11 protein-coding genes are annotated in these 12,143 nt (G+C 47.5%); 2 read left to right on the forward strand and 9 right to left on the reverse strand.

Annotation, left to right across the window (positions count from 1 at the left end):
- Nucleotides 1-423: 423 nt before the first annotated feature.
- The 3 genes from EWH91_RS02890 to EWH91_RS02900 all read right to left on the reverse strand — a co-directional run bounded on the left by EWH91_RS02890 (nucleotide 424) and on the right by EWH91_RS02900 (nucleotide 1,937).
- A complete protein-coding gene (locus tag EWH91_RS02890) occupies nucleotides 424-675 on the reverse strand; it encodes a M15 family metallopeptidase (protein ID WP_129928515.1) in 252 nt (83 codons plus the stop codon).
- Between the two features lies 1 nt (nucleotide 676).
- Entirely contained in the window at nucleotides 677-880 is a 204-nt protein-coding gene (locus EWH91_RS02895) for a hypothetical protein (protein ID WP_129928516.1), read from the reverse strand.
- 103 nt (nucleotides 881-983) lie between these two features.
- On the reverse strand, nucleotides 984-1,937 hold the full coding sequence (locus tag EWH91_RS02900) for a TerB family tellurite resistance protein (protein ID WP_240697237.1): 954 nt from the start codon (nucleotides 1,935-1,937) through the stop codon (nucleotides 984-986).
- A gap of 225 nt (nucleotides 1,938-2,162) precedes the next feature.
- Here EWH91_RS02900 and pepT point away from each other — a divergent pair, with 225 nt between their 5' ends.
- Complete coding sequence (gene pepT, locus EWH91_RS02905; RefSeq protein WP_129928518.1) at nucleotides 2,163-3,398, forward strand: peptidase T; 1,236 nt, start codon at nucleotides 2,163-2,165, stop codon at nucleotides 3,396-3,398.
- 97 nt (nucleotides 3,399-3,495) lie between these two features.
- On the opposite strand, the gene EWH91_RS02910 is transcribed toward pepT, so the two are convergent.
- A complete protein-coding gene (locus tag EWH91_RS02910) occupies nucleotides 3,496-4,893 on the reverse strand; it encodes an MFS transporter (protein WP_129928519.1) in 1,398 nt (465 codons plus the stop codon).
- Nucleotides 4,894-5,091: 198 nt separating this feature from the next.
- Here EWH91_RS02910 and EWH91_RS02915 point away from each other — a divergent pair, with 198 nt between their 5' ends.
- A complete protein-coding gene (locus EWH91_RS02915; protein ID WP_129928520.1) occupies nucleotides 5,092-6,279 on the forward strand; it encodes an MGDG synthase family glycosyltransferase in 1,188 nt (395 codons plus the stop codon).
- Nucleotides 6,280-6,602: 323 nt separating this feature from the next.
- Here EWH91_RS02915 and rlmN read toward each other — a convergent pair whose 3' ends face one another.
- The 5 genes from rlmN to pxpB all read right to left on the reverse strand — a co-directional run bounded on the left by rlmN (nucleotide 6,603) and on the right by pxpB (nucleotide 12,104).
- Entirely contained in the window at nucleotides 6,603-7,682 is a 1,080-nt protein-coding gene (gene rlmN, locus EWH91_RS02920) for a dual-specificity RNA methyltransferase RlmN (RefSeq protein ID WP_129928521.1), read from the reverse strand.
- Nucleotides 7,683-7,742: 60 nt separating this feature from the next.
- Entirely contained in the window at nucleotides 7,743-8,783 is a 1,041-nt protein-coding gene (locus tag EWH91_RS02925; protein ID WP_129928624.1) for an AI-2E family transporter, read from the reverse strand.
- Between the two features lie 162 nt (nucleotides 8,784-8,945).
- Nucleotides 8,946-10,289, reverse strand: a complete 1,344-nt coding sequence (locus EWH91_RS02930; protein WP_129928522.1) for a C1 family peptidase — start codon at nucleotides 10,287-10,289, stop codon at nucleotides 8,946-8,948.
- A gap of 112 nt (nucleotides 10,290-10,401) precedes the next feature.
- Nucleotides 10,402-11,394, reverse strand: a complete 993-nt coding sequence (locus EWH91_RS02935) for a 5-oxoprolinase subunit C family protein (RefSeq protein ID WP_129928523.1) — start codon at nucleotides 11,392-11,394, stop codon at nucleotides 10,402-10,404.
- Nucleotides 11,391-12,104, reverse strand: a complete 714-nt coding sequence (gene pxpB / locus EWH91_RS02940) for a 5-oxoprolinase subunit PxpB (RefSeq protein ID WP_129928524.1) — start codon at nucleotides 12,102-12,104, stop codon at nucleotides 11,391-11,393. The genes EWH91_RS02935 and pxpB overlap by 4 nt, the downstream gene beginning before the upstream one ends.
- Nucleotides 12,105-12,143: the final 39 nt, after the last annotated feature.

A 12,143-nucleotide genomic window follows, 5' to 3' on the forward strand; every position in this document is an offset into this window, starting at 1 on the left:
TCAAAAAATAAGTCAACTAAACTCTTTCTCTTTCCGGAAATGAGTGAATAAAAAAACCCATCCGCTCGTTTCTGGATAGGCGCCTGTTTTGCGATTGCCTGAGCGCCCGTTCTTTGGAGATGCTAAGCTGGACTCAAACAATGCCATTTCAATTGAATGGTTTGTGTTTCAGTCCTTATGTGCGCAAGCGCAAAATAATTCGAATCAAGCCTTTCACTCGTATGCTGTTCATGGCCGGACCCATATTCTCACTTCCTTAAAAAATTTGTTTTTTTGTGGTTGACAATGATACTAACAGAGTTTGTTCAGGTTGTAAATAGCTAAATTCATCTTTTTCATAAAATTTTCTGTGAAATGCAAATTGCTGTATTCTGTCCGGAAAATGGCTTCAGGTCGCGCTGAATGGCTTTCGCTTTTGTAAGATTATCTGTCATATCCGTTCAGCCCGGCACGTCCGTGCAGCGAATCTGTATCCTGTGTACAGGCAAAGGTCTGATCGCCGTACGAATAGTGCCACCATTCTGTCGGATTTGGCGTAAATTCCGCATTCTTTATCACCTTCCTGTGAAAAAGGCGATGATCCCTTACCTGCCGCTCCTTTTTCGAAAGTTCCATTTTCGTCTCAAAATCGTCCGAATGGGCACGCTGCGTCAAATCGTCGCATGCCGTGCCCATTTCAACCCGCCCACCGCTGCGCTTTGAGCGATCCGCCAGCGTCACTCAGAACAAGAAATAACGGCTCAGGCAGCCGATCAGCTATATCAATCAGTTTTTGCCACAGTTTTTCTGAAAAACAGGTTCCGAAGCGTTCCGGGCAGGTGCTGAAGAAAACAAGAAGGGAAAACGTTGATTCCAGGAGCGGGACATGCCATTGATCCATGCGGTTAGCCTGCAGCGCCAGACAGGTCTCTTTATCTTTTTATGATCATTCACCCGTATCTCAAACTGTTCCCTGAATAACAGGCTGGACCAATCGGTTGCATTCAGGCACGGGCTGCCATAATCTGTTCGTAAGCTTCCTTGACAGCCTCAATCTTTTTATTCGCCTTCCGGACCGTTTCTTCTGAAGCCCCGCGGCTGATCAGCAGGTCCGGATGATTCTTCTTGATGAGGTGCCGATAACTTTTTCTGATGACCTCATTTGAATCGTCTGCACTGCAGCCAAGCAGTCTGTAGCAGGAAGCCAGATCCGGCCCGCTTTCCCGCAACCCTGCCCTGTCAAAAAACTCCGCTTTAATCTGTTCATAAACCCCATCAAGGCCAAAAACACCTGCCACGCTGCGGATCATAGTCTCTTCTTCTGAAGTGAACCGGCCATCTGCAGCAGCAACTGCAACAAGTGCGGTCAATGTATCCGTCAGAATATCCCGCCGCCCGGCGACAGACCGGTACAGCTGCTCTGCGACATCCTCAACTCGTCCGGATGAATACCGGGATTCATTAAATATTTTCATGATCCGGCGAAGTTCCTGATGATTCGGCCGGAAAGCTCCACGGACAATCCGGTCAACCTGGGCAATTTCATCCTCGGTGACCACGCCGTCACTTTTAGCTGCTCTGGCAAACAGGGTAGTGATCAGTCCGATCTGCCGGCTGATTCCATCTTCCCGGATTCGGTAAAACCGTCCGTCTTCGCCATAGATAAATGATCGGCCGCAGTCCGGACAGGTCCATTTTCCAGGGATGTCATCAATAATCACATCACTTCCGCAATACGGGCACGTACCGGATACACCTCTTCGCCAGCGCATGTCCGACCTGTTCCCTCTGCCCGGGAAAACCCTTCTCTTCTTTGCCGCCGGAATGATCAGCACAATGACAGGCGCGATCCATTCAAAAAGGAAGCCGAGGATAAACCATATGATGATGTTCCTGCCTTTGGCTGAAGCGATCACGGCTGCAATCACCGCAGATATCAATCTCGTGATGAATTCCATCAATCCAAACCCCTTCTCTGATGCCATGTCCCGAATCTGTATACAAACAATATATCAGAATTTTCGGCGCGGCATGCACAAAATTGCCGCATACCTGTCCGGAAATACGGATTTAAAGGGTGGTGAGCCTCTTTATTTCTTTAACCGGGTGATCTTCCGGCTCGTGTAGAAAGCGTCCAGTCGTGATAAGATAACGTTAGTAACGAAAAAAGGGAGTTGGGTCTGGTGAAGGAAGAGATCATTAAACGCTTTACTTCGTATGTGAAAGTAAATACACAGTCAAACGACGATCAACCGGGCTGTCCGTCGACACCCGGCCAGCTTGTTCTCGCCCGCAGGTTGGTGGATGAGCTTCATGAAATTGGCATGGCTGACGTCACTATGGATAAAAATGGTTATGTCATGGCCACTCTGCCGGCAAACTCCGATAAAAAAGTGCCGACGATTGGATTCATGTCCCATGTGGACACGGCAACTGACTTTACCGGGGAAGGTGTCCAACCTCAGATCGTCGAAGACTACGACGGAACGGATATTGTTTTAAACAAAGATAAAGGAGTCGTGCTGAGTCCGAAAACATTCCCTGAGCTGAAGAAATATGTCGGACATATGCTGATTACAACCGACGGGACTACTCTGCTCGGTGCCGATGACAAATCAGGGATATCCGAAATTATGACCGCTATGGACTACCTGCTGCACCATCCGGAAATCAAACACGGTAAGGTACGTGTCGCCTTCACGCCCGACGAAGAGATCGGACGCGGCCCGCATAAATTCGATGTCGCTGCATTCGGTGCTAAGCTGGCCTATACCGTCGACGGAGGCGCGCTCGGCGGCCTGGAATATGAAAATTTCAACGCAGCCGAGGCCAGACTGACGTTCAACGGCAGCAATGTCCATCCGGGTTCAGCCAAGGGCAAGATGGTGAACTCAATAAAGATAGCGATTGCGTTCCAGAACCAGATTCCGGAGGATGAAGCACCGGAAAAGACAGAAGGCTATGAAGGATTTTACCACCTGCTTTCATTTACCGGTGATGTGGAACAGTCGAAACTGATCTATATTATCCGTGATTTTGACAAGAAAAAATTTGCCGCAAAAAAGGCCTTTATTCAGGAAACAGTCAGGAAAATACAGAAGAAATATGGCGACTCTGTGGTTAATCTCCAGCTTAAAGATCAATATTACAACATGAAGGAAAAAGTTGAGGAACATAAGGAAGTCTTCGACGTCGCTTATCAGGCATTAAAGAATCTCGACATCGAGCCCCAGGTGCTGCCGATCCGCGGCGGTACAGACGGGGCCCAGATCTCCTACATGGGGCTTCCCACGCCGAACCTGTTTACCGGCGGAGAAAATTTCCATGGCAAATATGAATACATCTCTGTTGATAATATGGTTAAAGCCACTCAGACCATCATCGAAATCATCCGCCTGTTTGCCGAAAAAGCAAAATAATCGAGGATTGAAAAACTCCCGGGGACGAGATCAGCGGCCCGGGAGTCTTTCTTTATAACGAGAAGATATAACCGTTCAGCAAACAAGCAGTTTTTTTTCAGGCATTTCTCCCGCGTCTCTTTAATGTTTGCTTCACCGAGCGGATGTCACGCACATTATAGCGGGCCATGATGTAGTAGCAAAGCGCAGAGGGAATCAATGGCAGCTGAAGCAGCGTCATTGTTAAAATATAGTCACCAGGCGAATGGAGGTAAATGGACAACACCGCGAGAAGGGCACCCATTCCAAGATTACCTGCTGTTCTGCCGAGACTGTTCGCCAGGTTGGCGATGCTGAAAACTGCACCACGATGTTCCGGCAGGTTGACATCTGTGATCAGTGCCAGCCAGTTCGGCGTATTAGCCGACTGTGCGGCAGACGCAAGAAAAGAAATCAGAAACAGTAGCAGGATCCACGGATTGAATAACAGCTGACCAATCAGGCTGACAAACAGCTGCAGCGAATTGGTTGTATCCGGCAGTGATAATTGATCGATCGGATAAATAAATAATAGAATATACAAAGGCATGGTCAAAAGAACAAGTGCAGCGGTAAGTAAGGCCCGTGCCTTATAACTCCTGCGCTGAAGCACGTCGCCAAGATAGCCGAAAAAGGAGGAGAGGGTCCCGCCGATCTGAAAAATTCCGAACAGGAACGCAGCGACAATCATGGCTGTCTTGTGCCCGTATCCGATTTCTTCAATTTTCGATATATAGAGAGTCGGCAGCCAGATCAGACTTCCGGTGGCAATATTCATAAAAAAACCCTGGAGAAAAAGCAGGAGATTGCTCCTTTTGCCGAGCATCGTCATCACCTGGCCCAGACTAATCCGATAAGCATAGTTCTGCCCGCCTTTCATCATCGCCTGCAGCTCAGGTTCTGTACTTCCAAATTTTGGTTCATCAACAAAAAAATATAACACAACCAGCAGCATGCCGATCAGAGCGAGGATCTCAAAGGGGAGGCGCCAGCTCGACATAGTCGAAATAATCGAAGCAATCAGGGCACCGGCAATCCCGCCGAAGCCCTGTGACATCCCCCACAGACTGAGGACTGTCCCGCGCGACCGGTAGGGTACGTAATCCGTCAGCGCACTGAAACCGATGGACGCCACGCAGCCCAGGCCGATACCGGTAATAATCTGGTAGATCAGCAGCTGAATAAACGAACCGCTGAACGCCGTCAGAAAGACACCGACTACCCAGATCAGTGTGCCAACAATAATCAATCTTTTTCGATGGTATTTTCCGGAAAGATAGCCCCAGAAAAGTGAGGAAAAGGATGTGGCAAGAATATTCACTGCCGAAATGACTCCCATTGATGAGATCGCCACATTCAGATCCCGGGAAATGTTTGAAAAAAGCGGAGGAAACAAACCAATCACGATATTGTCAAACGCCGCGAGGCTGACATATACCGATATCGCATAAATATTTCTTACTCTCTGCATTGACATCAAAAGCGTCTCCTTACCGTTAAATCGCATGAAATACTGCTGTTTATCACAATATGTTAAGCTTTGACTATTAAAGATTTACAAATACATCACGAAAAAAAATTGTTTCTTGTCCCAGTTTATCATACAATGTATTCTAGACAGAAAAGACTGCTTGTCCAGCGTGCCAGTCCAAATGTTAGAGAAAGGATATCTTCGATGATCAAAAACATACTCATCATTTCTTCTAATTACACCGGTCATGGCCACAAGAGCATTACCGAAGCCCTGAGCGAGAAATTTGACATTGTACCGGATGTAAACATTCACGTTGTCGACGGCTTTTCACTGGGCGGCAATACGCTGCTCAAGGTTGGCAAAATGTACGGTCCGATTACCAGAACGTCGGAACAGCTGTGGAAGGTAATATGGGATTATACATCCGTCAAATCATCCTTCGTTAATCATCTGATTGAACTTAAGATAAAAACGAGATTTCTGGAACTTCTGGACAAGGTCAGGCCGGATCTGATCCTGACGGTCCATCCGAACTTTAACGGCTCGGTCCTGAATATCCTTGAGAAAAACCATATTCATATCCCTTTTGTTACGCTGATTGCCGACCTTGTCAGTATTACGTCGTTCTGGGCGGATCCGCGGGCAGATTATATCATCAGTCCGACAGAGGAAGCCAAAGCCAAATGTATTGAATTCGGCGTCCCGGCGGATAAGATTAAAGTGTTCGGCTTTCCGGTCCGCTCACGCTTCTACAACCCCTCCCGCGTCACCGGAAATGACCAGTACGCGCCGAATAAACCGCTGAATGCACTGATTATGAGTGGCGGCGAAGGGGTCGGTAATATGGGCCGGATGGCAAAAACACTTATCAAAGCATTCGGATTCAACATTACCATCGTGGCCGGGCGTAATGAAAAATTACAGGCACACCTGAAAAAGTCGCTTGGCAAGAAATATGGTGACAAGGTGAAAATTTACGGCTTTACGCAGAATATCCAGGATTTGATCGCCGCCTCGGATATCGCTTTTATCCGCAGCAGCCCGAACGTGATGATGGAGGCGGTTTCATGCAATACGCCGATCGTCATCACCGGTGCACTCCCCGGACAGGAAGCCGGAAATCCAAGATTTGCGGAAAAGTATCACCTGGCTATCACCTGTCATTCAACGCGCGACCTTGTTCCGACAATCAATGAATTGCTAGAAAACAATGTCGCCATGCTTCGGCAGATCAAAAAGTCACAGCGGGAATACGTAGATCCACAGAGTCCGGAAAATATTGTAAATTTCATTTTGAATATCCCGGACGATGAATTACAGCCGGCCGGTGTGTCTCATGACCATGACGTCACACCGTCATCCGTGAATAAAATCAAATATGAATCCTGAAACAGGTCAGACAGACCAGAGTAAAGAGCAGATTGCGCCCTCTTTGAGGTAGCTTTCTGCTCTTTTTTATTTGCTATTATAAGACTGTACAAACTTTTGCAAAAGACTGAACGGTGAAACGTATAAGGCATATTAAACTCGGAATCTGCCACACCCGGTCTTCTGTCTAAATGCCGAACCCTTGAGAACAGAGCCGGCATTTATTAGATCCGTGGCAAACGGAACCAGTGGCTCCTTACAACAAAGAGGACGCCTGCTTCAAAATAAACAGGTGTCCTCTTATTTTTTGTGATAAATGATCATTTCAGAAAACAAGCCGCAAGTCATGGCTTCCGCACACGCTCTTTGTTCATTTGCTTACTCCGGAGCTGACCGCAGGCCGCGTCGATATCCGTCCCGAATTCCTTACGCACGACGGCATTAATCCCGCGCCTTTTCAGCGTTTCATAAAAAGCGGAAACCGCCTGTTTACTGCTGCGCTGATATGCCGGATGTTCCTCTACAGGATTATAAGGAATCAGGTTGACATAGGCAAGATGGCGCTTATTTTCCAGCAGTTTCGCCAGCTGGAGCGCCTCCTCCTTATGATCATTAACATCTTTCAGCATAATATATTCGAAGGTAATCCGGCGATTGGTTTTCTTCAGATAATAGTCAACCGCATCCATCAGTTTTTCGATTGGCCAGGCCCGGTTGATTTTCATGATCCGACTGCGCAGTTCATTATTTGGTGCATGCAGTGAGATGGCGAGATTGATCTGCCAGTCAATATCAGCGAAGGTGTAGATTTTCGGTACGATCCCGCTGGTCGACACCGTAATGTGCCGTGCACCGATTGACAGCCCTTTTGAATGATTAATAATCCGCAGAAAACTGATCACGTGATCAAAATTATCAAAAGGCTCACCAATACCCATGACAACCACGTGTCCGACACGTTCACCTTTTCCCTGCTCCTGCTGATCCAGATGTTTTTGTATCGCAAGCACCTGTTCTACCATTTCACCACTTGTCAGATCACGGTTCTTCCGGAGCAGTCCGCTCGCACAGAAACTGCATCCGATATTGCAGCCGACCTGCGACGTTACGCAGACCGACAGGCCATACTCATGCGGCATCAGAACCGTTTCAATCAGATTACCGTCCTTAAGCCGGAACAGATATTTTATCGTTCCGTCCTTTGCTTTCTGAGCCGTCTCGAGTTTCAGTGTCCCCATGACAAAAGAGTTTTCCAGTAGATGAATACCCTTTTTCGACAGATTTGTCATCTGACTGAACCGGTCGACGCGTTTTACATAGAGCCAGTCCCAAATCTGCGCTGAACGAAACTTTTTTTCACCGTGATCAAGCAAAAAGTCTTCCAGCTGATTGAATGTTAATCCATAAATGGATGTTTTATCCATGTTTTTACCTCTTTCATTTTGTTACATCCGGTCTCTATGATGGGGACCGCCTGACACCTGTTAATGAGCGTTATTTCGTCTGAAGGGAAGCTTTTTCGGCGGACGCTTGTATGAGACACCAAGGACATCAATCAGAAAGACAAAAATCGGCAGACCGACGATCAGACCCCAGATACCGAAAAAATGCTCCGAAAAAATTAATATGACAAACGTAAAGAAAACCGGCAGCTCCGTCTTTGCCGACATCAGCTTCGGATTCAGGACATAAGCTTCGATGGCGTGTACCGCCAGGATGGTCAATACCATATAAATTACATCACGGATGCCGCCTATCGTATAGCCGATGATGCAGAGTGGAATCAGTGAGATCACGACGCCGGCAACGGGGATCAGACTGAGAACAAATACCATAATAATCAGGCTGAATAACTGCGGAAAGTGAAGCAGAGCCAGAATCGCAGAAGTAATAGCTGTGTTGACCAGTGCAATAATAAACTGTGCCTCAAGTACTTTCCCGAAGGTTTCGACAAACCGGCTGCCGAAGAACGCCAGTTCATTATATAAGAAACTGATTTTACTCTTTTTAAAGCCCTTTGTAAACTGAATTACGCGTTCCTTTTCCAGAGAAAAGAACAAACTGAGCAGCAGAGCAAGAAACAGATCAATGGCAAAGGTACTGAAAGAAGTGAATGATGTAATAATAAATTTCACACCTGATCTCAGGTATTCGTCAACATTATTTCTTTGCAGCTGATCGACAATCGCATTGATCAGAACAGACCCGCGAAAATCCCGGATCGTTGTAACAATGGAATGATAAAGCTGCACCGTCTGTTCGGCAATGATCGGCAGATAGACCGTCACGGCAGCATAAATACCGACAACAATCAGTGAATAGAGAATGATGACAACAAGACGCCTCGGAATCTTCAGTTTCCGATGGACAAAGGTTTCCAGACGATCGATAAGGAAAGAAAAAATAAATGTCAGAAGGAGGAGATCCATCAGGCTTCTGACCAGATATAAGATGAAAATCAGTAAGGCAAAGATCAGTACCCGTCTCACGGATTGTCGTTTCAGATAGTCGATAATTCTATTCATGAGTTGCCGTTTCCCCATTCCGTTTATTCACCTGCCGTGCTCCGATCAGGTGCAGGTATCCTTTATAAGTGTAATGTTTTTAAAACGGCAATGCAAAGGAATTTTTTCATAAAAAAATGCCGTCTGAAATATTCTTCAGGCGGCTTTTGTCTGTATCCTCATTTATTTCATCAAAGCAAGGGCACCCATCGGATCCCATGGTTTCAGTTCAATCGGTTTCTGATCATATGCAGCTTTCAGTTCGTCAGGCAGGTATTTTTTGTTGACAACAACCTGGTATGTAAATTCATCCATCCATTTGTCGCTTGCCACAAAATAGCCTTTGTGACCCCGGTCTTCGCCCCAGCTGTTTTCCACTTTCCAGCGGTTCGGTTTACCATCAACGAGATTGACGCCGGTCAGGACCATGGCGTGTGTCAGGCAGCTCTGTTTGTAGTCCAGACGCTGTGCCTTAGTCAGGCCGAATTTCGTACTGAATGCTGTATCATAATCAAAAACAGCTTTATCCATAATGCCGAGTTTCGGTTCTGTGTAAAGAACTACATCGCAGCCAAACCAGACGGTTTCTTTATCTTTAATCTGACGGATTGCCAGCTTTTTCAGTGTTTCCATATCGACGTTCAGATATTTAATTTTCCGTCCACCGACCACCGTACCCAGATACTGAACCGTATAGGTCTTTTTGTACGGTTTATCTTTGGTTGGTGAGTTAATGATGCTGACATAATCGTCGAGATTGAGTCCAACATACTTCTTATAGAATTCCTGCGGTGTGATTCCAATCTCTCTGTGAAACTCCTTTTTCTCCTCGTCGCGGTACTCAAAATCAAATGTTTTCGGAGGTTCACCGAGTGAGAAGACCAGGATCCGGTAAATATCTTCAAGCTGTCCTTCTTTTACGGCTTCAAGATCCTGACGTGATTTACCCTCTTCAAACAATGTTCTTAAATGGATGGCATCTTCGCGCAGTTTGGCATTCAGCAGGCGGTTAAGTTCCACTGAACGACTGCTCTGAAATGTTTCCGGCATGACCTGTTTCGGTACAACGCCATACTTATCAATGATGGAAACAAGCATATCCCACTGGCCGCCGTCCTGTTGTGGTGTCGCGAGCAGCCAGGATACCAGCCGGCCGTCAGTCGGTTTGTCGGCCGTGTCAATGATGCTTTCAAGAAAATAATTGGATTTCTCGAATTTATCCCAGAACATCGTGTAATTTTGAGAGAGCTCAAAATCCTTTAAATCAAATGTGCTGTTCAGTTTGTGACGGAATGTGTTCAGTGCCGCGAACATCCAGCAGCGCCCGCTCATTTTCTGATTTGTCACTTTCCCGGTATCAATATCTTCGGAGAATACCGGATTCATAGAAACAACTGCGTCATTATTAAGGGTTGCCGCGTTAATCCCGTTTTTCATAATTGCATCTTTGATGATCCTGTTTTTCGGCTTTGTCTGAATCTTGTCGGAATATTTAGCGACCATCGATGCAGAAATCTCTTTTGTCAACTCTTTTTCCCCCTCCATATACCTTTCCAAAATCATTATATGCCAAAAAAACGGCCTTAGCAAAAAGTGCAAACTTGTTCAAATTATTATGTAAAATTTTCTGACATATCTGTTACTCGTTTACCAGGAGCTTCAGCCGGCGGTCGATCTGCGTATGTAACTGTTCCATTTCAATACGCTGGCGCATCAGCAGCTGTTCCGCCTCTCCGGCAGCTATCTTTTTAAAACGAAGCAGGCTGTTCGGTGGCAACTGAGCAAGAAGTGGTAAATCGGCTGAGGCGACCTGGGCGATCCTGGGATAACCGCCTGTTGACTGATGATCTGTCATCAGAATGATCGGCTGTCCGTTTCCCGGTACCTGAATCGATCCTTCGGTGACAGCTTCAGAATACAGTTCAATGGGCTGATCGAGCATCAGTTTTTCTCCGCTGAGCCGGTAACCCATGCGATCCGATGATCCTGTCACCCGATAATCTGTGGAAAGAAAGGCCACCCGGCTTTTTTTTGAAAATTTCGGCCAGAGTGTATCCGGCATCACACGGACCGTCTGTCTGCCCCTGTATGTCCGTCTGAACGCGTAATACCATTTACCGGCCAGTCGCTCAGGCCTCTGCATCAGTTCTTCGGCCACTTTCGAAGGTTTCCCGGCAGGTAACTGGTCATTCTCCTTCAATCGCCGGCCTTTATATCCTCCCTTTCCGGCCCTCTCACTGGTAGAGCGGCTGCCGAGCCATAAGGGTGTATCGATTCCCCCGGCCACAGCCACATAACCCCGGCTGCCTGAAATCAGCCCACCGATGGTCAGAATCTGCCCTTCGTCGGCGAAGTAAGGGTGTCCGGGATGAATGTCCCGATTATTCAGTTTCGGCCGGCAATATGCACCGGTTACAGCGAACAGAGCCGGTTCGGTAAACAAAATGGCCGGTCCCAGAAAGGAAAACTCAATTAAAGCAGCTGTTTCCGGATTGCCCACCAGCCAGTTGGCCAGACTTGCCGATGGACGATCCATTACGCCGCCTACAATAATACCGTAGCGCTGGTACCCGGGACGGCCCATGTCCTGTACAGATGAGGCAAAACCTTTTTGGATGATGGTTAACGTCATGACTTTTGCCCCCTGATCCGATTAAATTCAGCTTCGGTAATCGGTTCAAACGTAACGATATCGCCCGGCATTAATAAGGTCGGCGGATTGGATTCCGGTCTGAACAGGGCAACAGGCGTCCGCCCGATAATCTGCCAGCCGCCCGGAGACTCAAGCGGATAAACACCCGTCTGCTGCCCGGCAATACCCACAGAGCCGGCCGCAATTTTCAGGCGCGGAGATTTACGGCGCGGGGTCGCCAGTTCTTCAGGAAGACCCCCTAAGAAGGGAAAACCCGGGGTAAAGCCCAGCATATAGACCAGATAGCTGGGGGCTGAGTGTCTGGCAATAACCTGTTTTACAGTCAGGTTGTGACAGGCCGCAACCTGCACCAGATCGGGACCGAAATCGCCGCCGTAACATACCGGTATGCGTACCCGCCTGCGGGACGCCTCCTGCCCCTTTTCTTTCTCTTCGTCCTGCAGCAGCGCCTGAATATAATGACAGACCTGCTCCTGTGCCGGCAGATCTTTCCTCCCGTGGCGAATCACTACAACAGGATCATAGTAAAGAACAACATTGGTATAGGCCGGTACATATTCAATAAAACCGGCAAAGGGCTGCCGGTCGAAACGTTCCGTAAACTGTTTGATTTTTTTCTGAACAGACGGGGCAATCCGGTCGCCCAGGATGACGCGAACAGCCTGATCGCCAAACGGTTCAACTCTCATTTTCTCACCCTCCCGTCAAACAGGTCGGTCACGACTTAC

Source organism: Sporolactobacillus sp. THM19-2 (assembly GCF_004153195.1).
Classification (GTDB): domain Bacteria; phylum Bacillota; class Bacilli; order Bacillales; family Sporolactobacillaceae; genus Sporolactobacillus.